General features: G+C 73.6%; 21 protein-coding genes. 12 read left to right on the plus strand and 9 right to left on the minus strand.

Going from position 1 to position 24,579, the window contains the following annotated elements:
• Positions 1-25 precede the first annotated feature (25 nt).
• Entirely contained in the window at positions 26-1,084 is a 1,059-nt protein-coding gene (locus ABD644_RS04240; RefSeq protein WP_344687315.1) for a class I SAM-dependent methyltransferase, read from the plus strand.
• 13 nt (positions 1,085-1,097) lie between these two features.
• Positions 1,098-3,200, plus strand: a complete 2,103-nt coding sequence (locus tag ABD644_RS04245; RefSeq protein ID WP_344687316.1) for an alpha/beta fold hydrolase — start codon at positions 1,098-1,100, stop codon at positions 3,198-3,200.
• Between the two features lie 57 nt (positions 3,201-3,257).
• On the opposite strand, the gene ABD644_RS04250 is transcribed toward ABD644_RS04245, so the two are convergent.
• From ABD644_RS04250 to ABD644_RS04265, 4 genes are all read right to left on the minus strand, one after another.
• Complete coding sequence (locus ABD644_RS04250; RefSeq protein ID WP_344687317.1) at positions 3,258-3,602, minus strand: nuclear transport factor 2 family protein; 345 nt, start codon at positions 3,600-3,602, stop codon at positions 3,258-3,260.
• A 144-nt stretch (positions 3,603-3,746) separates the two neighbouring features.
• Entirely contained in the window at positions 3,747-5,363 is a 1,617-nt protein-coding gene (locus ABD644_RS04255) for a GMC family oxidoreductase (protein WP_344687318.1), read from the minus strand.
• On the minus strand, positions 5,360-6,913 hold the full coding sequence (locus tag ABD644_RS04260) for an aldehyde dehydrogenase family protein (RefSeq protein ID WP_344687319.1): 1,554 nt from the start codon (positions 6,911-6,913) through the stop codon (positions 5,360-5,362). The genes ABD644_RS04255 and ABD644_RS04260 overlap by 4 nt, the downstream gene beginning before the upstream one ends.
• Before the next feature lie 48 nt (positions 6,914-6,961).
• Complete coding sequence (locus ABD644_RS04265) at positions 6,962-7,321, minus strand: ATP-binding protein (RefSeq protein ID WP_344687320.1); 360 nt, start codon at positions 7,319-7,321, stop codon at positions 6,962-6,964.
• A 208-nt stretch (positions 7,322-7,529) separates the two neighbouring features.
• Between ABD644_RS04265 and ABD644_RS04270 the strand changes: the two genes are divergently transcribed.
• Complete coding sequence (locus ABD644_RS04270; RefSeq protein WP_344687322.1) at positions 7,530-10,505, plus strand: sacsin N-terminal ATP-binding-like domain-containing protein; 2,976 nt, start codon at positions 7,530-7,532, stop codon at positions 10,503-10,505.
• Between the two features lie 4 nt (positions 10,506-10,509).
• Here ABD644_RS04270 and ABD644_RS04275 read toward each other — a convergent pair whose 3' ends face one another.
• Together ABD644_RS04275 and ABD644_RS04280 are read right to left on the minus strand one after the other, a co-directional pair.
• Complete coding sequence (locus ABD644_RS04275) at positions 10,510-10,869, minus strand: hypothetical protein (protein WP_344687323.1); 360 nt, start codon at positions 10,867-10,869, stop codon at positions 10,510-10,512.
• A gap of 210 nt (positions 10,870-11,079) precedes the next feature.
• Entirely contained in the window at positions 11,080-11,397 is a 318-nt protein-coding gene (locus ABD644_RS04280; protein WP_344687324.1) for a hypothetical protein, read from the minus strand.
• Positions 11,398-11,583: 186 nt separating this feature from the next.
• Between ABD644_RS04280 and ABD644_RS04285 the strand changes: the two genes are divergently transcribed.
• The 9 genes from ABD644_RS04285 (at position 11,584) to fabG (ending at position 21,378) form a co-directional block, all read left to right on the plus strand.
• The gene (locus ABD644_RS04285; protein WP_344687325.1) at positions 11,584-11,964 is read left to right on the plus strand and encodes an STAS domain-containing protein; all 381 of its coding nucleotides are present in this window, start codon (positions 11,584-11,586) and stop codon (positions 11,962-11,964) included.
• A gap of 294 nt (positions 11,965-12,258) precedes the next feature.
• Positions 12,259-13,044: an ABC transporter ATP-binding protein gene (locus ABD644_RS04290; protein ID WP_344687326.1), complete on the plus strand. Its 786-nt coding sequence runs from the start codon at positions 12,259-12,261 to the stop codon at positions 13,042-13,044.
• Positions 13,041-13,913, plus strand: coding sequence for an ABC transporter ATP-binding protein (locus tag ABD644_RS04295; protein WP_344687327.1), 873 nt, complete (start codon positions 13,041-13,043; stop codon positions 13,911-13,913). Before ABD644_RS04290 ends, ABD644_RS04295 begins: the two co-directional genes overlap by 4 nt.
• Positions 13,910-15,784 (plus strand): AMP-dependent synthetase/ligase, encoded by a 1,875-nt coding sequence (locus ABD644_RS04300; RefSeq protein WP_344687328.1) that lies wholly within the window; start codon positions 13,910-13,912, stop codon positions 15,782-15,784. Before ABD644_RS04295 ends, ABD644_RS04300 begins: the two co-directional genes overlap by 4 nt.
• The gene (locus tag ABD644_RS04305; RefSeq protein WP_344687329.1) at positions 15,784-16,671 is read left to right on the plus strand and encodes a branched-chain amino acid ABC transporter permease; all 888 of its coding nucleotides are present in this window, start codon (positions 15,784-15,786) and stop codon (positions 16,669-16,671) included. The genes ABD644_RS04300 and ABD644_RS04305 overlap by 1 nt, the downstream gene beginning before the upstream one ends.
• Positions 16,668-17,843: a branched-chain amino acid ABC transporter permease gene (locus ABD644_RS04310; RefSeq protein WP_344687330.1), complete on the plus strand. Its 1,176-nt coding sequence runs from the start codon at positions 16,668-16,670 to the stop codon at positions 17,841-17,843. Before ABD644_RS04305 ends, ABD644_RS04310 begins: the two co-directional genes overlap by 4 nt.
• 115 nt (positions 17,844-17,958) lie before the next feature.
• On the plus strand, positions 17,959-19,284 hold the full coding sequence (locus tag ABD644_RS04315) for an ABC transporter substrate-binding protein (protein ID WP_344687331.1): 1,326 nt from the start codon (positions 17,959-17,961) through the stop codon (positions 19,282-19,284).
• Positions 19,285-19,414: 130 nt separating this feature from the next.
• Complete coding sequence (locus ABD644_RS04320; protein WP_344687333.1) at positions 19,415-20,632, plus strand: acetyl-CoA C-acetyltransferase; 1,218 nt, start codon at positions 19,415-19,417, stop codon at positions 20,630-20,632.
• Positions 20,629-21,378 carry a 3-oxoacyl-ACP reductase FabG gene (gene fabG, locus ABD644_RS04325; RefSeq protein WP_344687334.1) on the plus strand — a complete coding sequence of 250 codons (750 nt, stop codon included), beginning with the start codon at positions 20,629-20,631 and terminating at the stop codon, positions 21,376-21,378. The genes ABD644_RS04320 and fabG overlap by 4 nt, the downstream gene beginning before the upstream one ends.
• Here the strand turns inward: fabG and ABD644_RS04330 are convergent.
• From ABD644_RS04330 to ABD644_RS04340, 3 genes are all read right to left on the minus strand, one after another.
• Positions 21,375-22,700: a DUF2254 domain-containing protein gene (locus ABD644_RS04330; RefSeq protein WP_344687335.1), complete on the minus strand. Its 1,326-nt coding sequence runs from the start codon at positions 22,698-22,700 to the stop codon at positions 21,375-21,377. The two genes, fabG and ABD644_RS04330, sit on opposite strands and share 4 nt — an antisense overlap.
• The gene (locus ABD644_RS04335; protein ID WP_344687336.1) at positions 22,697-23,569 is read right to left on the minus strand and encodes a DUF1206 domain-containing protein; all 873 of its coding nucleotides are present in this window, start codon (positions 23,567-23,569) and stop codon (positions 22,697-22,699) included. The genes ABD644_RS04330 and ABD644_RS04335 overlap by 4 nt, the downstream gene beginning before the upstream one ends.
• A 94-nt stretch (positions 23,570-23,663) precedes the next feature.
• Entirely contained in the window at positions 23,664-24,494 is an 831-nt protein-coding gene (locus tag ABD644_RS04340; RefSeq protein WP_344687337.1) for a DUF1206 domain-containing protein, read from the minus strand.
• Positions 24,495-24,579: the final 85 nt, after the last annotated feature.

Consider the following 24,579-nt stretch of genomic DNA (forward strand, 5'->3'; position numbering starts at 1 on the left):
CCACCCACGACCCGAGGAGAACACGATGGCGATCGACACCGACAAGCTGAACGAGTTCCTGGGCCGGTTCGTCACCGACCTGGGCGCCACCATGGCCGCGGGCAACATCGTGGTCGGGCACCGCCTGGGCCTGTACCGCGCCCTGGGGGAGCAGCCCGCGACCGCGACCCAGCTGGCCCATCGCACCGGCACCGACCCGCGGTACGTCGCCGAGTGGTTGCGCGGCCAGGCGGCCGGCGGCTACGTCGAGCGCACCGTCGACGGCGGCGAGGAGACCTACTCCCTCAGCGAGGAGCAGGCCCTCTGCCTGACCAGCCCCGACAACCCGGTGTACGCGCCCGGCGCCTTCCTGTTCGCGCTCGGCACGCTCAAGGCCGAGCCGCGCATCACCGAGGCCGTGCGCACCGGCGGCGGCGTCGGCTGGCACGAGCACGACGCCGACGTGTTCGTCGGCTGCGAGCAGTTCTTCCGCCCCGGGTACCTGGGCAACCTCGACGCCTGGATCGGCTCGCTGGACGGCGTCGAGGAGAAGCTGCGCTCGGGCATCCGCGTGGCCGACGTCGGGTGCGGGCTGGGCGCCTCCAGCGTCCTCATGGCGCAGAAGTGGCCGGCCTCGCAGATCAGCGGCTCGGACTACCACGGGGGCTCCATCGAGCTCGCCCGCAAGCGGGCCGCCGAGGCCGGCGTCACCGACCGGGTCACCTTCGAGACGGCCGGCGCGCAGACGTTCGCCGGCCGCGACTACGACCTGGTGACGACGTTCGACTGCCTGCATGACATGGGCGACCCGCTGACCGCGGCCCGCCACATCCGGCAGTCGCTGGCCCCCGACGGCACCTGGATGATCGTCGAGCCGTTCGCCCAGGACGACCCGAGCGGCAACCAGAACCCGGTCGGTCGCGTGTACTACAACTTCTCGACCTTCCTGTGCCTGCCCAACGCCATGTCCCAGCCCGGCGGCTACACCCTCGGTGCGCAGGCCGGTGAGGCGGCGATCCGGCGGGTGGTCACCGACGCCGGGTTCACCCGGTTCGCCCGCGTGGCCGAGACGCCGTTCAACCTCGTCTACGAGGCCCGGCCGTAGGAGAGTGACCGGCATGCGGGCAGTGCACCCGGACCGGACGGGAACCGTCGAGCGCGACGGCGTCCGCATCGCCTACGAGGTGTTCGGTGGGGGTGAGCAGACCGTCCTGTTCACCCCCATCGACCCGATCGTCGACTCGCGCGCCTGGAAGGCCCAGGTGCCGTGGCTCTCCCGCCGGGCGCGGGTGGTGACCATCGACCCGCGCGGAAACGGACGGTCCGACCGGCCGGCCGACCCGGCCGCGTACGGCAATCCGCACGCGGCCGCCGACACGCTCGCGGTGATGGACGAGCTCGGCATCGGTTCCGCCGTCCTGGTCGGGCTCTGCAGCTCCGCGTGGACGGCGCTGCTGGTGGCCGCCGACGCCCCGGAGCGGGTCGACGGGCTGGTCGCCGTCGCACCGTGGGTGCCCTACCTGACCCCGCCGCACCCGTGGCGCGTCCAGTACGCCGACGACGAGGAGCCCGACACCGACGAGGGCTGGGCCAGGGTCACCAACTGGTACCTGCGGAAGGACTTCCGCGGGGCGATGGAGTTCTTCTTCGGCGAGTGCGCGCACGAGCCGCACTCGTCGAAGGTGATCGAGGACTGCGTCGGCTGGGCGCTGCAGAACACCCCCGACGGACTCATCACGGCCGATGCCGGTTCGCCGGGTGTCGAGGACCGTGCCCAGACGACGGCGGTGCTGGACCGGATCCGGTGCCCCGTGCTCGTCGTGCACGGCGACGAGGACCGCTGCCAACCGCCGGCCCGGGCCGAGTTGCTCGCCGAGGCGACCGGCGGCGAGCTGGTCACGCTGGTCGGCGCCGGCCACCTGCCGATGGCCCGCCAGCCGGTCGCCGTCAACCGCGCGATCGGGACGTTCCTCGACCGGCTGGGGACGACGGCCCCGCCGCGCCGGTGGACCGTGCCCGTCCGGCGGGAGAAGCGGGTGCTGTACCTGTCCTCGCCGATCGGGCTCGGGCACGGCCGCCGCGACCTGGCGATCGCCGCGGAGCTGCGGCGGGCGCACCCCGGCGTCCGGGTCGACTGGCTGGCCCAGCCGCCGCTGACCCAGTGGCTGCGCCGGCAGGGCGAGACGGTGCACCCGGCGTCGGCGTTCCTCGCCAGCGAGGCGGCGCACATCGACGAGCTCGGCGGCGAGCACGACCTGCACGCGTTCGAGGCGATCCGGCAGATGGACGAGATCCTGGTCGCCAACTTCATGGTGTTCAGCGAGATCGCCGAGGCCGAGCACTTCGACCTCTGGGTCGGCGACGAGGCGTGGGAGCTCGACCACTTCCTGCACGAGAACCCCGAGCTGAAGACGACGGCCTACGCGTGGATGACCGACTTCGTCGGCTGGCTGCCGATGACCGAGGGCTCTCGGGAGGCCGAGCTCACCGCCGACTACAACGCCGAGATGCTCGACCACGTGGCCCGGCTGCCCCGCATCCGCGACCGGGCGATCTTCGTGGGCGACCCGCAGGACGTCGTCGCCACGTCGTTCGGTCCCGGCCTGCCCGACATCCGCGACTGGACGACGGCGCACTACGACTTCGCCGGCTACGTGACCGGCTTCGACCCCGCCGACGTCGCCGACCGCACCGCGCTGCGCGAGTCGGTCGGGTTCGGCGACGAGCCGGTGTGCGTCGTCGCCGTCGGCGGGAGCGGCGTCGGCGGGCACCTGCTGCGGCGGGCGGCCGAGGCCTACCCGCTGCTGCGGGAGCGCCGGCCGGGCATCCGGATGGTGCTGGTCACCGGGCCGCGGATCGACCCGGCGTCCCTCTGCGTGCCGGCCGGGGTCGAGGTGCGCGGCTGGCTGCCCGATCTGCACCGGCTGCTCGCCGCCGCCGACGTCGCGCTGGTCCAGGGCGGCCTGACGACGACGATGGAGCTCACGGCCGCCGGCCGGCCGTTCGTCTACGTGCCGCTGCGGAACCACTTCGAGCAGAACATCCACGTGCGGCACCGGCTCGCCCGGTACGGCGCGGGCCGGTGCGTGCCCTGGGAGGAGGCGAGCCCGCGGCGGCTGGCCGACGAGCTGGCCGCCCTCGTCGGCACCGCGCCGCAGGTCGCCCCGGTCGACCCCGGCGGGGCCGCCCGCGCCGCGGCCCTCCTCGCCGACCTGTTGTGAGCTTTCGGTACCGAAAGCTCACGCGGGCGGTTCAGCTTCCGGTACAGAAAGCTGGGTTCAGACGGGCTCCACCGTGTAGCGCACCGTCTGCACCTGGATGCTGTCGCCGCGGAAGACGAACGTGTCGACGCCGTCCCGCGCCTGGGTCTTCTCGGACACCGCCGACCACTCGATGAAGAGGACGTCGTCCTCGAAGATCTGGGTCGGCACGTCCCACGTGGCGTTCGGCAGGTCACCGAGCAGCGTGGTGAACCCCTCGCGCACGCCGTCCTTGCCGCGCAGCACGCCCCGGGGCGTGATGAACAGGGCGTCGTCGGCGTAGTCGGCGACGATCCCGTCGATGTCCCCCGCGATGAGGGCGGTCGCGTGGTGCCCGAAGATCTCCTGCGGTGTGCGGGCCATGTCTCCTCCTGATGCCGGCGGCGTGGGGCGAGCATGCCGCGCGGGCCGGACGACGGACAGTCCCTCGCTCGCCCGGCCTCCTCCGGACTTCCGGTACAGAAAGTCCGGAGGCCACGCTGGGACTTTCGGTACAGGAAGTCCGGGTCAGCCGGCGGCGGCGAGCTCCGGGTCCACGGTGCGGCCCAGGATGAGGTCGGCCGCCCGCTCGCCGATCATGATCGACGGCGCGTTCGTGTTCCCGCGCACCAGCGTCGGCATGACCGAGGCGTCGGCGATCCGCAGCCCGTCGATGCCGCGCACCCGCAGCCGGGAGTCGACGACGGCCTGGTCGTCGGTGCCCATCCGGCAGGACGACACCGGGTGGTACAGCGACTCGAGGGTGTCGCGCACCGACTGGCGCAGCGCCTCCCGCCCGCCGACCGTGCCGCCCGGCGACCACTCGTCGGCGAGGACCGCCGCCAGCGGACCCCCCGACGCGATCTCGCGGGCCTGCTCCACGCCCGACACCAGGGCGTCGAGGTCGCGCTCGTCGGTGAGGTAGCCGGCGTCGATGGCCGGCGCCCACGTCGGGTCGGCCGAGCGCAGCCGCACCGAGCCGCGGGAGTGCACGTGCACCAGCACCACGGCGGCGGTGAACGCGTCGACGTCGGGGTCGACCTCGGCCTGCTTCCAGAACTTCACGGGCAGGAAGTGCATCTGCAGGTCCGGCACGACGACGTCCGGGTTCGAGCGGGTGAACAGCCCCGCCTCGGCCAGGTTCGACGTCAGCGGACCGCGCCGGGCGCCGAACCACCGCGCGTAGCCCGACGGCGACTCGGCGCGGAACAGCGACTTGCCGGACCGGACGTGCCAGACGACCGGGACCAGGGGGTGGTCCTGCAGCCCGCTACCGACGCCGGGAAGGTCGTGGACGACGTCGACGCCGACCTCGCGCAGGTGGTCGGCCGGCCCGATGCCCGAGAGCATCAGCAGCTGCGGGGTGTTGACCGCGCCGCCAGACAGCACGACCTCGCGGGTGGCGCGCGCGGTGTGCAACTGCCCGCCGCAGCGGTACTCGACCCCGGTGGCCCGGCCGCCCTCGACGAGCACCCGCGTGGTCAGGGCGCCGGTGCGCACGGTCAGGTTCGGCCGGCTCATGGCCGGGTGCAGGTAGGCGTCGGCGGCCGACCAGCGCCGGCCGCGCCGCTGCGTCACCTGGTACTGCCCGACGCCCTCGGTGGTCGCTCCGTTGAAGTCCTCGTTGCGCGGGTGGCCGGCGGCGACCGCCGACTGGACGACCGCGCGGGTCCACGGGTGCGGCGAGCGGAGATCCTCGACGCGCAGCGGGCCGCCGACGCCGTGGTAGCGGTCGGCGCCGCGGGCGTTGTCCTCCATGCGGCGGAAGACCGGGAGCACCGACTCGTAGGACCAGGACGGGTCGCCGGTGAGCTCCGCCCACTCGTCGTAGTCGGCCGCCGCGCCGCGCATGTAGATCATCGCGTTGATCGACGACGAGCCGCCGAGCAGCTTGCCGCGCGGCCAGAACAGCTTCCGGCCGCCGAGGCCCGGCTGGGGCTCGGTCGTGTAGTTCCAGTCGCGCCGGGTGCGCCACACCTTGTACAGCCCGGCCGGCACGTGCACCTCGAGCACGTCGTCCGAACCGCCCGCCTCGAGCAGCAGCACCCGCAGCGACGGGTCCTCCGACAGGCGCCCGGCCACCGCGCAGCCGGCCGACCCGGCCCCGACGACGACGACGTCGTACTCGTCCGACGCAGGGCTCATCGGTGGCGCCCGTGCACGAGACCCATGACCCGGGCGAGCGCGTCGGCGGCCTTCGCCGGCCGGCCGAAGCTCATCAGGTTGACCGGCAGGGGCACGCGCTGGCGGGTGATCGCCTTCGCGCGGGTGAACTCCTTCAGCCCGTCCTCCCCGTGGATGCGGCCGAAACCGCTGTCGCCGACCCCGCCGAAGGGCAGCGCCGGCACCGAGGCGAAGGTCAGCACCGAGTTCACCGACGTCATGCCGCTGCGCATCCGGCGGGCCAGGTCCAGGCCGCGCGCCTTCGACTTCGTGTACACCGCGCCGGCCAGCCCGTAGCTGGTCGCGTTGGTGCGCTCGAGGGCCTCCTCGGCGTCGCGCACCTCGGTGATGGTCAGCGTCGGGCCGAACGTCTCCTCGCGGATCGCCGCGGCGTCGTCGGGCACGTCGAGCAGCACGGTCGGCCGCACGTAGCCCTCGGCCGGGAAGGCGTCGTCGTCGGTGCCGCCGGTGACGGCCCGGGCGCCGGCCGCGGTCGCCTCGGAGACGTGCCGCCGGACGACGTCGATCTGCGACGGCATCGTCATCGGGCCGTAGGTCGCCTCGTCGTCGGACCCCGGGCGCAGCGCGCGCACCTGGGCGGTCACCTCGGCGACGAACCGGTCGTAGACGGCGCTGGTGGCGTAGACCCGCTCGATCCCGATGCAGGTCTGGCCGGCGTTGCTCATCGCACCCCAGACGGCGGCGTCGGCCGCGGCCGCCACGTCGGCGTCGTCGTCGACGATCATCGCGTCCTTGCCGCCGAGCTCCATGAGCACCGGCACCAGGTTCTCCGCGCAGGCGGCCATGACCTTCTTGCCGGTGGGGGCCGAGCCGGTGAAGGCGACCTTGTCCACGCCGGCGCGGCACAGGGCCGCTCCCGTGTCGCCGAACCCGGTGACCACCTGGAGGGCGTCGGGGGCGTCGGGGACGGCGGCGCGCCAGGCCGCGGCCAGCCACGCGCCGATCGCGGGGGTGAACTCCGAGGGCTTGACGACGACGGTGTTGCCGGCGGCCAGGGCGTAGGCGATCGAGCCCATCGGCGTGAACACCGGGTAGTTCCACGGGCCGATCACGCCGATGACGCCCAGCGGCTGGTACTCGAGGTAGGCGGCGTGGTTGGCCGCGAGCAGCCCGGCGCTGACCTTGCGCGGGCCCAGCGTCCGGCGCGCGTGGGCGCCCGCCCAGGCCAGGTGGTCGATGGCGAGGGTGATCTCGAGGATCGCGTCGGCGTGCGGCTTGCCGTTCTCGCGGTGCACCAGGTCGGCGAGCTCGTGCATGCGCCGGGCGAGGTAACCGCGGTAGGCCGACAGGCGCTGCCGGCGCCCGTCGTAGCCCAGGTCCGACCAGGCCCGGGACGCGGTCCGCGCGCGCTCGACGGTCTCCCCGACCGCGGCGGCGTCGTGCACCGGGAAGACCCCGACGACCGCACCGGTCGCGGGGTCGGTGGACTCGAAGGTCTGCGTCGTGGCGTGCCGGTCGACGGTGCCCGCGGCCTCGTCGGTGACCGTGTCCAACTGCTCGGCGAGCGACATGGAGCGGAGGTTACCTGCGTTGTTACCGGCGCGTAGCTATGAGCCGGGTCACTCTGCCGCGACCACGGCCCAGACCGTCTTCATGCCGCGGTGGGCGAACCAGCCGTGCCGGACGGCGAGGTCGGCGATCAGGTACAGCCCGAGGCCCCCGAGCCCCGGGTCGCGCCCCTGGGCAGGAGCGGGAGGGACGTCGGGGGAGTAGTCGCTGACCGAGACCATCCACTGGTTCCCGACGCGGCTGAGCGCGGTGGACACCGGCGCGCCCCCGTGTCGCAGGGCGTTCGAGGTGAGCTCGTCGGCCACCAGGACCAGCCGCTCGGCCCAGTGCTCCTGCTCGGGGCGCGCGACGGTGGGGCTGCCGGTCGTCGCCGACCGCAGCCGTCGGCGCAGCCCGGCGAGCCCTGCCACGGAACTCAGTTCTTCGCACCAGAGTTCCGAGAACCCGCGGGGCACGCGGGCCGGCTGCCACGCCGCCACCGCCACCACCGTTCCGGCCCGCTGCTGGACCTCTGCGCGACGCGATGCCCGCGTCGTCCTCCTCTTGGTGCCCGTTCCGGCCGGAGCGAACCGCATCGACCCGATCGAGTTCCCCGAAGGGGCGGTTAGGGTCCCCGCCGTGACCGACGGCGACCCCGATCCCTTCGGTACATCGGCGCTCCGCGCGGCCGTCCTGACCGGGTGGGCCGCTTCGCCGGCCCGCTTCCGCGAGGACGCCAACGCGGAGGAGGACCTGGTCCGCGGCGGGTACCGCGACCGGCTGGTCGTGGAGCTGGCCCAGAACGCCGCCGACGCCGCCCGCCGGGCCGGCGTCCCGGGCCGCCTCCGGCTGGACCTCGGCGCCGACACGCTCCGGGCGGCCAACACCGGCGCCCCGCTGGACGCCGCCGGGGTGCAGGGCCTGGCCTCGCTGCGCGCGTCGGCGAAGCGGGACGAGCCGGGCACCGTCGGGCGCTTCGGCGTGGGCTTCGCCGCCGTCCTCGCGGTGAGCGACGAGCCGACGGTCCTCTCCCGCACCGGCGGCGTCCGGTTCAGCGCCGACGCCACGCGCGCCGAGGTCGCCGCGCTGCCGGTGCTCACCGAGGAGGTGGCCCGCCGTGGCGGCGTCGTCCCGGTGCTGCGGCTGCCGTGGCCGGCCGACGGCGTGCCGCCGGAGGGTTTCGACACCGAGGTCGTCCTCCCGCTGCGCCCCGGCACGCGCGACGCGGTGGCCGCCGCGCTCGCCGCGTTCGGGGCCGACCTGCTGCTCGCCCTGCCCGGCCTGACCGAGGTCGAGATCCGGGCCGGCGGCGAGCCCCGGCGCTTGCACACGGACGACGACGGCGCGCGCGTGCGCCTCGTCGACGGGGCGGACACCACCACCTGGCAGGTCGTCCGGCGCTCGGGGGAGCTCGCCCCCGACCTGCTCGCCGACCGGCCGGTGGAGGAGCGCGAGCGGCGCGCCTGGACGCTGGCCTGGGCCCTCCCGCTGGACGCCGACGGCCGGCCCCGCCCGCTGCCCGGGCGCCAGGTGGTGCACGCGCCGACCCCGAGCGACGAGCCCCTGTCGTTGCCGGTCCGGCTGCTGGCCCCGTTCCCGCTCGGCCCCGACCGCCGGCACGTGGCGCCGGGCCCGGCGACCGACGCCCTGGTGGCCGAGGCCGCCGTCGCGTTCGCCGACCTCGTCGCCGCGCTGCCGGCCGATCCGGTGCTCCTGGCACTCGTCCCGCGGGTCGGCCTGGCCGGGGCGGAGCTCGACGCCCGGCTCTGCTCGGCCGTGCTCGACGTCCTCCGGTCCACCGACTGGCTGCCGGTCGCGGGCGAGGAGGAGCGCACCTCGCCCGCGCGGGCCGCCGTCCTCGACGACGCCACCGACGAGCGGGTGGCCGCGCTGACCGGTGTCGTCCCCGGCCTGCTGCCGGCGGCGTGGTCCCGCCGCTCCGACGGCCCCGCGCTGGCCGCGCTGGGCGTGCGCCGGGTGGGTCTGGCCGAGGTCGTCGAGGCCGTGCGCGGGGTCGACCGTCCGGCGTCCTGGTGGGCTGCCCTGTACGCGGCGCTCGACGGTGCCGACCGCGAGGAGATCGCCGCCCTGCCCGTCCCGCTGGCCGACGGGCGGGTCGCGCACGGCCCGGCCGGCGTGCTGCTGCCCGACCCGGGGCTGCCGGTCGACCGGCTGGCCCCGCTCGGGTTGCGGCTGGCCGATCCGGAGGCGGTGGCGGCACCCGCCGCGCGCCGGGTGCTGGAGCGGCTCGGGGCGCAGCCGGCGACGGCCGCGGCCGTCCTGGGCGACCCGACCGTCCGCGCCGTCGTCGACGCGTCGATGGACGCCGTCGAGGACCGGTTCGACGACGCCGATCCGCAGGCACTGGCCGAGGCCGTGCTCGCCCTCGTCGCCGCGGCGCGACCCGCGGTCGGCGAGCTCCCGTGGCTCGCCGAGCTGGCGCTGCCCGACGCCGAGGGGGGCTGGGCGCCCGCGGGGGAGCTGGTGCTGCCCGGCTCGCCGCTGGCCGCCGCGCTCGCCGAGGGCGCCCTCGGCACGCTGGACCCCGGGTTCGCTTCGGTGAGCGACCCCGACGCGCTGCGGGCGGTCGGCGCGCTCGACACCTTCTCCCTCGTCCGCGGGACCGACCCCGACGAGCTCGACGTCGACGGCGCCGCCGCGTGGGCCGACGCGGTGCTCGACCGGCTGCCGCCCGACGCGCCGCCCCCGGAGTGGCCGCCGCTGACCGCCGTGCGCGACCTGGAGCTGGTCACGGACTGGCCCGCTGCGCTGCGGCTGCTCGCCGGGGCCGGGACCGACGCGTGGGCCGACGTCGTGCTCGACGGCGTCCCGGTGCCGGGCTACCTGCGCTGGTGGCTCTCGACGCACCCGGTGCTCGGCGGCGAGCGGCCCGACCGGCTGCGCGACCCGGCCGGCGCGGAACTGGAGGGGCTGTACGAGCCGGCGGAGGCGGCCCCGGACCTGCTGGCGCTGCTGCGCCCGCCCGCGACCGTCGACGACGTCCTCGCCGACGTCGACGGCGCCCTCGACCTGCTGGGCCGGCTCGGCGACCTGCGCCGCACGGTGCGCCCCGACGTGCTGCGCACCGTGTACGCGCGCCTGGCCACGGCGCTGGACGGGGTCGACGTCGACCCGCCGGAGCGGGTCCGGGTGACCCCGGAGCGGATCGCCCGCGACGCCGTCGTCCTCGACGCCCCCTACCTGCTGCCGCTGGTCGATCTGCCGGTCGTGCCCGCGGGGGGCGCGCCGGGCCCGGTCGCCGACCTGCTCGACCTGCCGCTGGCCGGCGAGCTGGTGCGGGCGTCGGTGACCAGCCGACCGGTCCGGACCGTCGCGTGGTCGCAGCTACCCGGCGCCGCCCTGGCCGCTGCCCGGCTCGGTCGCGACGGGCTGAGCGGCGAGGTGGCCGTGCACGACCCGCTGACCGCCGACGGGCGGCCCGTCGCCTGGTGGCCGGGGGAGGCGGTCGACCACGTCGACGGCACGCCGGCCGCGCTCGGGCGGGCGCTGGCCTGGCGCGAGGGCGTCTGGTCGCAGCGCCAGGCACTGGCGGAGGCGTTCGCCCTCCCCGACCGCGCCCAGGACCTGGCGGCCGAGGACGCGGTCGGGGAGTAGGCCCTCACTGGCCCCAGCGGGGCACGGCCATCGCGCCGGGGGCGTGGCCGTGGGTGGCGGGCCGTCCCGATCTCCGGGGGCCGGGGGCCTGCGGCCCGGGCGTGCGCTGGTGGGAGAGCCAGCACTGGAACAGCGAGAGCCACTGCGCGGCGCGCAGCGCGGTCGGCTTCGTCGTCGGCGGCAGGTTCTCCGTGCGGAGCCAGCGCACCCCGGCGGTGCCGGGCAGCTGGGCGCGCAGGAGGGGGCCGAGCGGTGCCGACGGCGAGGCGAGCAGCGCGCCGGCCAGCCGGTCGAACGACGTGGCCGCGGTCTCGGAGAGCTCGGCTCGGGCGGCCGACGCGGCATCGGGCAGGGGTCGTGACATGGGGTACCTCCGGGCATGACGGGGGAGACCTCCCGCGGGCAGCGCGGAGCCATGGCCGGGGAGGGGAGGGGCGCTGCGGCGCCCCGGGAAACGGGTGCGTCGGCGGAGGGCGGGGCCGCTCCGCGGCAGCTCGGGGAGAGGCTCAGCGAGTGCGCTGGGAGTACCGCATGCCGGAGACGGTAGGGACGCCGACCGGAGGCGTCGAACGATTTACCGGTCGCCCTCGGCGGCCTTGCGCGCCTGGTGCGCCTCCCAGCGGGCGCGGTCGCGGGCCCGGGCCTGCTCCCCGGCGTCCCACTTGGCCTGGCGCCGGCGGGCCCGCGCCATCTCCCGCTCCTCGAACGTCGAGGCGCGCACCCAGTCGGAGAGGACGGCGACGACCACGACGCCGGTGACGCCGACGATGGCCAGGAAGGCGGCCAGCACCGGGTCGAGGAGGACGAACGCGGCGGCCGATCCGGCCAGCCAGATCAGCGTCGCGACGACCGGCGCGGCCGAGCGGCGACGTCGTCCGGGGGGCGCGCTCACACCGTCGAGTATCCGCGCCGGGGACGGCGGCGTGGGGGGTGGGCCCCCTTGCGGTCCTGGGATCGGGTACCTACGGTCAGTGGCAGCGGTTCAACAGTCAGCCGTGTTTTCCCAGTGCCGGTCCTGACGTAGAACCTGCGCCGCCGTTCCTCCACTGGTCCGGTTCAAGCCTGAGAGGCACAACCCGTGACCGCATCCCCGATCGACAGACCCGCCTCAGATCTGATCTCCATCGACGTCGCCGACCTCGGCGCCGGCGTGACCGTCACGGCCGCCGGAGAGGTCGACTCCACCTCCGCCCCGGCTCTCCGGGAGCGTCTCGACGCGCTGCTCGACGGCGGCGCGCAGGAGATCACCATCGACCTGGCGGCCGTCACCTTCCTCGACTCGGCGGGCCTGTGCGTGCTCGCCGCCGCCTACCGTCGCGCCAGCGGCCAGGACGTCCGCCTGCGTGTCCTCGCCGCCTCCCGCGCGGTCATCCGCCCGCTCCAGATCACCGGCCTGTGGAACCTGCTGCAGGTGGAGAAGGTCGGCGCCGGCGCCCCGGGTGCCGACAGCGCCGCCTGACCACACCGCTCGATCACACCGGCTGAGCGCCCTCGCGGCGCCGTCGGCGCCCCTCGCGCCGACCGCGCGCGAACCCGGCTGGCCCGGCCAAGGCCAGGCCGCGACTTGTGCTCCAAGCTTCATGCAGATATGTCGGCCGACTGTCGATAACGACCAGGTAACGAATCGGGAGCGAACGCTCCCGCCTTCCTTCCGGTCCCCGCGCGAGGCACTTAGTGTCGCCGCTCATGCCGATCATGTGACTGCGGTCACAGTAGTTGGCCGATGCAACGGGTTCGGCGACGGAGGTGATCGGTGCTCTCGGTAAGCAACCTGGAAGTCGTCTACGAGGACGTCATCCTGGTGCTCCGCGGGGTGAGTCTCGAGGTTCCCGACGGTCAGATCGTGGGTCTGCTCGGCGCCAACGGCGCCGGCAAGACCACGCTGCTGCGGGCGCTGTCGGGCCTCCTCGACATCCACCACGGCAAGGTCACGCGGGGGCGGATCACGCTCGACGGCGACCGCATCGACCACCTCGACCCGCAGCAGATCGTCGCGCGCGGCATCAGCCAGGTGCTCGAGGGTCGGCGGGTCTTCGCGGAGTTCACCGTCGAGGAGAACCTGCGGGTCGGGGCGCACACCAAGCCCAACGACCGCGCGAAGAACCTCGAGCGGGTGTTCGAGCTCTTCCCCCGGCTCCTGGAGCGGCGCACGCAGACCGCCGGGTACCTCTCCGGCGGCGAGCAGCAGATGCTGGCCATGGGCCGGGCGCTCATGAGCAACCCGCGCTACCTGCTCCTCGACGAGCCGAGCCTGGGCCTGGCGCCGCAGCTGGTCGGCTCGATCCGCGACCTGATCACCGCCATCAACGAGCAGGGCACCACGGTGCTGCTGGTCGAGCAGAACGCCTCGATGGCGCTGTCGATCTCCGACCACGGCTACGTGCTGGAGACCGGCCGGGTGGTCATGGACAAGCCTGCGGCCGCCCTGCTCGACGACGACGACATCAAGGAGTTCTACCTGGGCCTCGGTGCGGAGGGCAGCGCAAAGTCCTTCCGGGACGTGAAGCACTACCGGCGTCGGAAGAGGTGGTTGTCATGACCGGGGGGACGGCCGGGGAGAGCCCCGTCGTCGAGGTCGAGAACGTGACCCTGCGGTTCAAGGGCGTGACCGCGATCAACGGCGCGACCTTCACCGTCGGGCCGCAGGAGCTCTTCGCGATCATCGGCCCGAACGGCGCCGGCAAGACGTCGATCTTCAACGTGCTCTCCGGGGTGTACCGGCCCCAGGAGGGCCGGGTCCAGTTCCTGGGCGAAGACGTCCTCGGCCGGCGGCCGCACACGATCGCCGCCCGGGGGATGGCGCGCACGTTCCAGAACATCGAGCTGTTCGAGAACCTCACGGTGATCGACAACCTGATGCTCGGCCGGGCACACCGGGTGCGGTACGGCATGTTCGCCTCCGCGTTCTGGCTGGGTCCCGCCCGCAGCAGCGAGCTGGCCGACCGGGCCGCGGTCGAGGACATCGTCGACTTCCTGGAGCTGGCCCAGTACCGCAACTTCCCGGTGGGTCTGCTGCCCTACGGCGTCCAGAAGCGGGTCGAGCTCGGGCGCGCGCTGGCCATGGGGCCGCGGCTGCTGCTGCTCGACGAGCCGGTGGCCGGCATGAACCTCGAGGAGACCGAGGACATGGCCCGGTTCATCCTCGACATCCGCGACGAGCTGAAGATCCCGATGATCATGGTCGAGCACGACATGGGCCTGGTCATGGACCTCGCCGACCGGATCATGGTCGTCGACTTCGGCGTCCCGATCACCACCGGCGTCCCGGCCGAGGTGCAGCGCAACCCCGACGTCATCAAGGCCTATCTCGGCGAGGACCACGCCACGGGCGGGCGCCGGTCGAAGAACACCGCGAACGGCGACGCCGCCGGCAGCACCGCCGCGTCCACCACAGGAGGGGAATCGTGACCGCCACGCAGACCCGGGCCGAGGCGCTCCCCACGGCCACCACCACGGTGGTCACCCGCATCCGGGACCGCGCCGCCGCGACGCCGACCGACGTCGCGCTGCGGAGCAAGGACTTCGGGCTGTGGCAGGAGACCAGCTGGGCGGAGTACTGGGACGAGATCCAGGACGTCGCGCACGCCCTGCTCGCGCTCGGCGTGACCCGGGGCGACCGGGTGGCCATCCAGTCGGAGAACCGCAAGGAGTGGCTGACCGTCGACCTCGGCGCGGTCGCCATCGGCGCGGTCACCGTCGGCATCTACCCGACCAACCCGGCCGCCGAGGTGGTGCACCTGCTGTCGGACTCCGCGGCCAAGGTGCTGCTCAGCGAGGACCAGGAGCAGGTCGACAAGGCGCTGGAGGTCACGTCGTCGACGCCGGACCTCCAGACGATCGTGTACGTCGAGCCGCGCGGCGTCCGCGGGCGGTACGACGACGGCCGGCTGCTGTTCTGGGAGGACTTCCTGACCCGCGGTCGCGAGCACCGGGCCGCCCACCCGGGTGCGGTCGAGGAGGCCATGTCGCGCACCCGACCCGAGGACCTGATGACCCTCATCTACACCTCGGGGACGACCGGGCTGCCCAAGGGCGCGATGCTCAGCGTGGCCAACGTCGAGGCCACGATCGAGGCACTGACCGGCCCCGGCCTGGTCGAGCCGCCCGCCGGCCCCAAGGACCTCGCGCTGTCCTACCTGCCGCTCAGCCACGTGGCCGAGCGCATCTTCACCACCTGGAACAACGCGGCCACCGGCATCCAGATCAACTTCGCCGAGTCGATCGAGACCGTGCCGGCGAACCTGCGCGAGATCCAGCCGACGTTCTTCTTCGCGGTTCCGCGCATCTGGGAGAAGCTGCTGGCCACCGTGCAGGTGAAGCAGGCCGCGGCGAGCGCGGTCAAGGGCGCCGTCGGCCGTCTCGGGCTCAAGCTGGCGCACGACGTGGGGGAGACCCTCGCGAAGACCGGCGGGAAGCACACCGCCGGCTCGCGGATGAAGTACGCCGTGGCCTGGGTGCTGGTGGTCCGCGCGCTGCGCGAGCGGCTGGGCCTGCGCCGGGTGCGCTGGGCGGGCTGCGGCGCCGCTCCGGTGGCCGTCGACGTGCTCACGTTCTTCCTCGGTCTCGGGGTCCCGATCTACGAGCTGTACGGCATGACCGAGAACACCGCCTCGGCGACGGCGAACAAGCCCGGCCGGTGGAAGCTGGGGACGGTCGGCGTGGCCCACCCGACCGTGGAGCTGCGCATCGACGAGGCGACCGGCGAGGTGCTCACGCGGGGACGGGCGACGTTCCTCGGTTACTGGAACCGTCCCGACGCGACCGCCGAGACGATCGACTCCGACGGCTGGCTGCACACCGGCGACGTCGGCGTCATCGACGACGACGGCTTCCTGCGGATCACCGACCGCATGAAGGACATCATGATCACCGCGGGCGGCAAGAACATCGCGCCGTCGGAGATCGAGAACGCCCTCAAGGTCAGCCCGTACATCAAGGAGGCGGTGCTGATCGGCGACCGTCGTCCCTACCCGACCGCGCTGATCGGCATCGAGCCCGACACCGTCTCGGACTGGGCGCAGCAGCAACGGATCGCCTTCACCACCTACCGCGACCTGACCGAGAAGAAGGAGGTCGTGGCCCTGGTGCAGAAAGTCGTCGACGACGTCAACAGCCGGCTGGCCACCGTCGAGCAGGTCAAGGCCTTCCGGCTGTTGCCCAAACTGCTCGACCACGAGGACGGCGAGCTCACGGCCACCCAGAAGGTGCGCCGCTCGGCCATGATCGAGCGGTTCTCCGGGCTGGTCGAGTCGATGTACCGGGGCGGGGGCCGCGGCTGATGCAGGAGATCCTCGGCACGCTCGTGCGCGGCCTGGGCTTCGGGTCGCTGTACGCGATGCTCGCCGTGAGCTTCGTGATCATCTACAAGTCGTCGAAGGTCATCAGCTTCGCGCAGCCGGCGCTGATGCTGGCCGGGGCGACGCTGGTGACCTACTTGGTCGGCCCGGTGGGCTTCTACCTGGCCGTCCCGATGGCCGCCGTCGCCATGGCCGGTGTCGGCCTGGTCGTCGAGCGGACGACGATCCGGCCGATGATCGGCCGACCGGTCTTCGTCGTGGCCATCATCACCCTCGGCCTGGACGTCGTGATCCGCGTGATCACGAACATTTTCATCGGCCGCGACGTGCGCCAGGTCGGCGACCCGTGGGGGCTGTCGACGGTCGACGTGCTCGGGATCACCGTGCAGCAGCGCTACATCGCGATGATCGTCGTCCTGATCGCCGTCGTCGCCGCGCTGTTCGCCTTCTTCCGCTACAGCCGCTGGGGGCTGGCCATGCGGGCGGCGTCGCTGGACCAGGAGACCTCGCTGGTGCAGGGCGTCTCCGTCGGTGGCGTCATGGCGCTGTCCTGGGCGATGGCCGGCGGGCTCGCGGCGGTCGCCGGCGCGTTCGTCGGCACCGGCAGCGGTGTCGACCAGGCCACCTGGATCATCGCCCTCAAGGCGCTCCCGGCGATCATCATCGGCGGCCTGGACTCCATCGAGGGCGCCGTGGTCGGCGGGCTCGCCGTCGGCGTCGTCGAGTCGTTCGTCGCGTCCTACCAGGACGACTTCGCGCCCTGGCTCGGCAACAACTTCGCGCTGGTCTCGCCCTACGTGCTGCTGCTGATCGTGCTGCTGGTCAAGCCCTACGGACTCTTCGGCACGAGGGAAGTGGAACGGGTATGACGACGACCGAGCCACGCGTCGGAACCGGGTCGGAGGCCCCGAAGCCGGTCCGCAGCCGGGGCGGGCGGCCGCGCGGGCGCCCGGCGATGTACACGACGTACGCGCAGGACATGTCGCTGCTGAACACCCGCGCGAAGAAGGTGAGCATCGGCGCCCTGCTGGTGCTCGCCGCGCTGGCGCCGTTCCTGTTCCAGGACGACATGCTGCGGCTGCTGGCCACCGGCTGCGTGCTCGCGATCGGCGCCATCGGCCTCAACCTGGTCACCGGCTACGCCGGTCAGGTGTCCCTCGGGCACGCGTTCTTCATCGGCGTCGGCGCCTACACCGCCTCCGTCGTCTCGGGCGACCCCACCGACGAGGACGTGTGGGGCCTCGGCATCACGTTCCTGCCCGTCTGGTTGCTCGCGGCGGGCATCGTCGCGGCCGTGCTCGGGCTGATCGTCTCGCCGCTGGCCAGCCGGTTGCGCGGCCTCTACCTGGCGATCGTCACCCTCGGCCTGGTCTTCATCGGCGAGCACCTGTTCCGGGAGTGGGACTCGCTCACCGGCGGCTTCGGCGTGGGCCGCCAGGGCCCCGACCCGGTGCTGTTCGGCGCCGACCTGTCCCGCCGGACCGAGGCGTTCTCCGGCGACCAGCAGATGTACTGGCTGATGCTCGCCATGCTGGTCATCTTCGCGGTGATCGGGCGCAACATCGCCCGATCGGCGATGGGCCGCAGCTTCGCCGCCGTGCGGGACCGGGACATCGCCGCGGAGATCACCGGCGTCGACGTCCGGCGGGTCAAGCGGCGGGCGTTCGTGGTGTCGAGCTTCTACGCAGGCTGCGCCGGGGCACTGCTGTACTCCATCCTCGGTTACATCGACCCGTCGTCGTTCGGGCTGCTGCTGTCGGTGCAGTTCATCGCGATGGTGCTCATCGGCGGGGTGTCCACGATCTCGGGCTCGATCATGGGCGCCTTCTTCATCGCACTGCTGCCGCGGCTGACCCGCGAACTGCCGGCCTACCTGCCGTTCCTGTCCAGCTCGGCGACCGAGACCCCCAACGTCTTCCAGGTCGAGACGCTCCTCTACGGCGCGCTGATCATCGTGTTCCTGATCTTCGAACCCCGCGGTCTCTTCGGCGTGTGGATCCGGTTGCGGAACTACTGGAAGGCCTGGCCATTCAGCTACTGAGCCCGCTGGGCCGCCGTCCCGGCCCGCAGGCACCCCACCACAGACTCCCCGTCGGCAGCCACGCCGCCGGGGCAACCTCCGACCGGCGCCGGTGCCGGCGAGAAGGGAGCACCCCATGAGGAACACTCCGCGCCGGAGGCTCGCAGCAGCCTCACTGGCCGGCCTCGCCGTGCTGGCGGCCGGTTGTCGCGGCGGCGACAGCGGCGGCGGGGACGGCGGCGGCGGTGACGGCGGCGACATCGCCACCGACGTCGGCGTCACCAGCGAGCCGTGCCCCGATGCGGTCAACGAGGACAACGGCTGCATCTACCTGGGCACGCTCTCCGACCTGACCGTCGGGCCGTTCGCGGCGGCCGGCCCGCTGATCATCGACGGCCAGGAGGCCTTCTGGCAGCGGGTCAACGAGGACGGCGGCATCGGCGGCTACGACATCAACGTCACCGAGTACGTCCGCGACAACCAGTACAACCCGCAGGTCACCAACCAGGTCTACCAGGAGATCAAGCCCGACATCCTGGCCCTGGCGCAGACGCTGGGCTCGCCGCCCACCGCGGCGATCGTCGACGACCTCGACGCCGAGGACATCGTCGCGGCGCCGGCCGGCTGGACCTCGCTGTACCTGTTCCAGGACGTCATCGTGGAGAGCGGCGCGACCTACTGCGCCGAGGCCATGAACGGCGTCGACTACGCGGTCGAGAACGACGGTGTGGAGTCGGTCATGGCGATCCACTACGCCGGTGACTTCGGCGCCGACGCCGCCGCCGGTGCGAAGGTGGCGGCCGACGCCAACGGCATCACCTTCACCAACGTCGAGACCACGGCCGGCCCGGACAACCAGGCCGCCGCGGTGGCCGCGATCCGCGAGCAGTCCCCCGACCTGGTGATCATCTCGGCCGGTCCGACTGACACCGCCACCATCGTCGGCCAGGCCGCCGCCGGTGGGTTCCAGGGCCGGTTCATGGGTTCCTCGCCGACGTGGAACCCGGCGATCCTGCAGTCGCCGGCCGCGCCGGCGTTCCAGGCGCTGTTCCAGCACCTCGGTCCGTGGGGCTCCTGGGACTCCGAGACCGACGGGCACGCCGCCATGCGTGAGGCGCTCCCCGACGTGACGCCGAACGAGTTCTACACGTCCGGCTGGGTCTGGTCCTACCCGCTCAAGGCCGCGCTCGAGGCGGCGGCCGAGAACGGCGACCTGACCCGCGCCGGCCTCCGCGAGGCGGCCGAGGGCCTGGAGTCGGTCGACTTCGAGGGCGTCCTGCCTGAGGGCTCCGGCAACTACGCCGGTGGTGCGAACGACGCGGCCTCGCGGGCGACGTTCATCAGCAACATCGACCCGGCCGCGAGCACCGGCCTGGCGACGGTCGCTGAGGCCTACACCGGTCCGACGGCCGAGGAGTACGACTTCACCGGTCCGTGCTACGAGGAGGTCGACCTCGGCTGATCCAGCCGAACCCCGTTGATCATCGGCGGGTGGTTGTCCCGGTCGGCGTGCCGGGCAGCCACCCGCCGATGGTCATTCGGGGGGAAGGGGGCAGACTCGGGGCGCTGTCGGGAGCGACCGAGGAGGACCCGTGCGAGACGCCGTCATCTGTGAACCGATGCGCACACCGGTCGGGGGATTCGGCGGATCGCTCCGCGACGTCCCCGCCCAGGACCTCGCGTCCACGGTCATCCGCGCGCTGATGGAGCGCACCGGCCTCCCGCCCGAGGCGGTCGAGGACGTCGTGCTCGGGCACTGCTACCCGACGATGGACGCCCCGGCCATCGGCCGGGTGGCCGCCCTGGACGCCGGGCTGCCGGTCACCGCCTCGGGCATCCAGCTCGACCGCCGCTGCGGCTCGGGCCTGCAGGCCGTGCTGTACGCGGCGATGCAGGTGCAGACCGGGGCGGCCGACCTGCTGCTGGCCGGCGGGGCGGAGTCGATGAGCAACGCGCCGTTCTACTCGACGGCGATGCGCTGGGGTGTGAAGGCCGGGCCGGGAGTCCTCCTGCAGGACGGCCTGGCCCGCGGCCGGGTGACCGCCGGCGGGAAGAACCACCCGGTGCCCGGCGGCATGATCGAGACCGCGGAGAACCTGCGGGCGGAGTACGAGATCTCGCGCGAGGAGCAGGACGAGTACGCCGTCCGCAGCCACCAGCGCGCCGCCGCCGCGGCCGAGGCGGGTCGGTTCGCCGACGAGATCGTGCCGGTCACGGTGCCGGGCCGGAAGGGTGACACCGTCGTCGACCGCGACGAGCACATCCGCCCCGACGCGAACGTCGAGACGTTGGCCAAGCTGCGGCCGATCATGGGCCGGGACGACGCGGCGGCCACGGTCACCGCGGGCAACGCCAGCGGGCAGAACGACGGCGCGGCGATCGCGATCGTCACCACGCCGGAGAAGGCCGCCGAGCTCGGCCTGCGGCCGCTGGCCCGGCTGGTCTCCTGGGCCGTCGCCGGGGTGCCGCCGAAGACGATGGGCATCGGCCCGGTGCCGGCGACGGCGAAGGCCCTGGACCGCGCCGGCGTGAAGCTCTCCGTCGTCGACCTGATCGAGCTCAACGAGGCGTTCGCCAGCCAGGTGCTGGCGGTGACCCGCGAGTGGGGCTTCACCGACGCCGACTTCGAGCGCACCAACGTCAACGGCTCGGGCATCTCGCTCGGGCACCCGGTCGGCGCGACCGGCGGGCGGATCCTGGCCACGCTGCTGCGCGAGATGGACCGCCGCGAGGCCCGCTACGGGCTGGAGACGATGTGCATCGGCGGGGGTCAGGGCCTGGCCGCGCTGTTCGAGCGGGTGGCCTCGTGAGCCGCGTCGCGATCGTCACCGGAGCGGCCCGCGGGATCGGTGCGGCCACCGCGCTGCGGCTGGCCGCCGACGGCTTCGCCGTGGCGGTGATCGACCTGACGGAGGACGACGCCCGCGGGACGGTCGAGTCGATCGAGGCCGCGGGCGGGCGGGCCCTGGCCGTGGGCGCCGACGTCGGCGACGCCGAGCAGGTGCAGGCCGCCGTCGACCGGATCGCCACGGAGCTCGGCCCCCCGGTGGTGCTGGTCAACAACGCGGGCGTGACCCGCGACAACATGCTGTTCAAGATGAGCGACGCCGACTGGGACGTGGTCATGCACGTGCACCTGCGCGGGTCGTTCCTGATGACCCGTGCGGTGCAGAAGCACATGACCGAGGCGACGTGGGGGCGGATCGTCAACCTGTCGTCGACCTCCGCGCTGGGCAACCGCGGGCAGGCGAACTACGCGACCGCCAAGGCGGGCCTGCAGGGTTTCACCAAGACCCTGGCCATCGAGCTGGGCAAGTTCGGGGTCACCGCCAACGCGATCGCGCCCGGGTTCATCGTCACCGACATGACCAAGGCGACCGCCGAGCGGATCGGGCAGGAGTGGGAGCCCTACGTGGCCGCGCGGGCCGCGGCGATCCCGGTCGCCCGCGCCGGCCAGCCCGAGGACATCGCGCACACGGTCTCGTTCCTGGTGAGCGAGGGCGCCGGGTTCGTGTCCGGGCAGGTCATCTACGTGGCCGGCGGCCCCCGCAACTAGGACGTCGGCCGCCGCCGGGCCAGGGCGTCATCGACGGCGGAGCCCCGGCGCCGCACCTCGTCGGCGTCCCAGCCCGTGGGCGGGCGGTCCACGCACTGCGCCACGAGCAGGTCCCGCTGCTCCCGGAGCGCCGCCCGTTGGTCCGGCCTGGTGACCCGCCAGCCCACCTCGGCGAGCAGCGCGAACAGCCGGTCGACCACCGTCGGGTCCTCGCCGCCGTAGTGGCGGGGCTGGGTCAGCGCCAGGTCGAGCAGGGCCGGGAAGTCCCACGACGGGACGAGCAGCCGGACCTGTCCCTCGGCGTCGACCAGCCGCCGGTCCCACGTGGTCTGCTGCGCGGCGACGCCGAGCAGGTCCGAGACGTGCGAGAGGGCGTGCACCGCGGTCGTCGGGTCGTTGATCCCGGGGGAGAGGGCCCGCGTCGTGATGTCGACCAGCTTGCGCAGGCCGTAGCTGGGGTCGCCGTGGTCCTCCCGCTCGTAGTTGAGCGTCGCGTGGGCCTGCAGGGCCGCACCGAGGGCCTCCTCGTCCAGGGCTGTCCCGGCACCGTCGGGCCACGCCCAGGCCAGCGGCGTCCCGGTGATGACCGGGTCCCCGGGCCGGGGGACGAGCCGGACGACGGCGCCGGCCGCGGCCACCGCCTCGACGAGCTGGGCCTCGGCCAGCGCGACGAGGAACCCGCTGCCCCGGGCGGGCACCGGGCGGGCGCCCTCGGGCATGGCCGGCCAGGCGGCCGTCGGAGCCGCGTCGTCGGCCACGCGGGCCAGGCGGCGGAGCGTGGCACCGGCCTCGACGTGGACGTCGCGCAGCATGGTCTCCACCCGGAGCTGCCTGGTCTGGTGGCTCAGGAAGGCGACGAGCGCGCCGACCGAGACGAGGGTCAGCAGGAAGGCGAGTGTCACCGACAGACGCGGGACGAAGGCGCCCGAGCCCGACTCGTCGGCCGAGCGCACGCTGCGGAGCACCGTGAGCGCGTAGAGGAAGGTGCCGAGCAGGATGGCCAGGCAGCTCTGCACCACCCGGTCGCGCACGAATGTCTGCAGCAGTCGCGGGGAATACTGGCTGCTGGCCAGCTGCAGGGTGACGATCGTCAGCGAGAACAGCAGCGTGGTGACCGAGATGAGCGACGACGCGATGGCCGAGAGGATGGTCCGCGCGGCCGACGGCCCCCCGGAGAACACGAAGGCCAGCGGTTCCTCGACGCCGGCCTGCAGCAGCGCGTCCACCTCGGGCAGGCCGATGCCCAGGCCGATCGCGACCAGCACGGCGAGGGCGGGCAGTGGCCACAGGGCGCCGGTGATCGCCGCTCGGAGTCGACTCACGACGACGGGTCGCGGTCGGGATAGCGGGCCCGCGCCAGGGCGTACCCGCCGAAGGCGAGGAATCCCGCCGCGACCGCGGTGAGCAGCCACGGGCCCGCGCTCACCCCGGCGATCGCGGTCATGGCGCCGTCCAGGCCGGTGGCCGAGGTGACGTCCTCGGACAGCGCCGCGCGCCACAGCAGGACGCCGACCAGGCCGAACGCGACTCCCTTCGCCACGTAGCCGACGCGGCCGACGTGCTCGATCAGCGGCTCCCACCGGTCGGGGGCCGCGGGCAGGTCGATGTCGCGCATGAAGCCGCCGGTGATCCCGCGGACGAGCGTGTAGAGCCCGACGGCGACGACCCCGACCGCGACGACCGCGACCATGACCGACCCGCCGGGGATCTCGAGCGTCTCGTCGGTGAGGTCCTGCAGCCGGTCGTCGGCCTCGTACTCCAGGCCGACGGCGAACAGCAGCGCGGTGACGCCGAGGACGGCGTAGACCACCGCCTTGGCCAGGCACTTGGCGATGACGAGGGCGGTGCGCGCGCGGTGGTCCCGGTCGAGCAGGCCGCGCCACCACAGCAGCACCTCGCCGGCCTGCCAGAGGGCCAATGCGAGCATGCCCAGACCGATCGTCCAGAGCAGGGCGCGGCCGGCGGGGCCGTCGGCGACGGTCTGCAGCGCCCCGGTCTGGTCGGCGTCGTCGTCGCCGATGCCCCAGGCCATGCGCAGCGCCAGGTACCCGATGAGCAGGTGCATGGCGCCGTAGGCGATCAGCCCGACGCGCGCGACGTGCGTCAGCACCGGATGGTCGGTGACCTCCCGCGCCCGGTCGACCGCGCCGTGCACCCGGTCGAGCAGGACTCGCCGTCCCGAGGCGGTCACCGGAGGTGTCCTGCGGATGCTCGTGCTCTGCCCACCCTGGTGGGCAGATCACGAGCATCCAGGAACCCTCTTCCCTGCCGTGCCACCGCGGCGGTCAGGTGCGCTCGGGGTACCGGGCCCGGACGAGGCAGAACGCGCCGAACGCCGCGATCCCCAGCGCGACCAGGGTGAGCAGGATCTGCCCGAACGGCAGGTCGAGGATCGTGCGCAGCGCGCCGTCGAGACCCCGCGCCTTCGACGGGTCGAAGGTGACCGCCGCCCAGATGAGCAGCGCACCGACGCCGGCGAGGGCGATGCCCTTGCCGGGGAAGCCGACCTGCCCGAGCCGGGTGACCAGCCGGACGGCGGACGACGATGCCTTCGAGGTGTCGATCTGCTTCATGAAGTGCTGGTTGAGGCCCTTGCGCACGTGCCACGCGCCGACACCGATGAGCACCAGCCCGGCGGCACCCACCAGCCACTGGCCGAACGGCCAGCCGAAGACGCCCGCGGTCGTCTCCTGCTGCGAGCTGGAGCTGGACTGTCCGCTCCCCGTCGCGAACCGGATGGCCAGCACCGCGAGCGCCCCGTAGATGACCGCCTTGACCAGGGCGTTGCCGGACTTGCGCAGGGCCTTCGTGCGCTGCTTGCCCGAGGCCGACCAGCCGGACTTCCAGCGGATCACCTCGGCGGCCTGCCACGCGGCCAGCGCGATCAGCCCGAGCGCGACGACCCAGAGCAGCGGCTTGCCGATCGGCGACTCCGCGAGGGTCGACATCGCGCCGGACTGGTCGGCGGACTCCCCGCCACCGCCGAACCAGGCCAGCTGGACGGCCAGCCAGGCGACCAGCAGGTGCACGACCCCGTAGGCGATCAGGCCGACCCGTGCGAGGTGCTCCAGGGTGTCGCTGTTCCCGGCCTGCCGGGCTGTGTCGGTCACGGTCATGGAGCTCCTTCGACGGGCCGCGGGGCGGCGAGCGCTTCAGACTCGCATGTGCCCAGGAACGGCGCGTGCGGAACGTCGGGCGCGC

This window comes from Blastococcus jejuensis (assembly GCF_039534705.1).
Lineage (GTDB): Bacteria > Actinomycetota > Actinomycetes > Mycobacteriales > Geodermatophilaceae > Blastococcus_B > Blastococcus_B jejuensis.

Bases quoted from the DNA above. Each gene is read 5' to 3' on its own strand.
- ABD644_RS04245 (WP_344687316.1), top strand. From the start codon at position 1,098: ATGCGGGCAGTGCACCCGGACCGGACGGGAACCGTCGAGCGCGACGGC.
- ABD644_RS04275 (WP_344687323.1), bottom strand. From the start codon at position 10,869: ATGTCACGACCCCTGCCCGATGCCGCGTCGGCCGCCCGAGCCGAGCTC.
- ABD644_RS04295 (WP_344687327.1), top strand. From the start codon at position 13,041: ATGACCGGGGGGACGGCCGGGGAGAGCCCCGTCGTCGAGGTCGAGAAC.
- ABD644_RS04305 (WP_344687329.1), top strand. From the start codon at position 15,784: ATGCAGGAGATCCTCGGCACGCTCGTGCGCGGCCTGGGCTTCGGGTCG.
- ABD644_RS04315 (WP_344687331.1), top strand. From the start codon at position 17,959: ATGAGGAACACTCCGCGCCGGAGGCTCGCAGCAGCCTCACTGGCCGGC.
- ABD644_RS04340 (WP_344687337.1), bottom strand. From the start codon at position 24,494: ATGACCGTGACCGACACAGCCCGGCAGGCCGGGAACAGCGACACCCTG.
- ABD644_RS04250 (WP_344687317.1), bottom strand. From the start codon at position 3,602: ATGGCCCGCACACCGCAGGAGATCTTCGGGCACCACGCGACCGCCCTC.
- ABD644_RS04310 (WP_344687330.1), top strand. From the start codon at position 16,668: ATGACGACGACCGAGCCACGCGTCGGAACCGGGTCGGAGGCCCCGAAG.
- ABD644_RS04260 (WP_344687319.1), bottom strand. From the start codon at position 6,913: ATGTCGCTCGCCGAGCAGTTGGACACGGTCACCGACGAGGCCGCGGGC.
- ABD644_RS04255 (WP_344687318.1), bottom strand. From the start codon at position 5,363: ATGAGCCCTGCGTCGGACGAGTACGACGTCGTCGTCGTCGGGGCCGGG.
- ABD644_RS04240 (WP_344687315.1), top strand. From the start codon at position 26: ATGGCGATCGACACCGACAAGCTGAACGAGTTCCTGGGCCGGTTCGTC.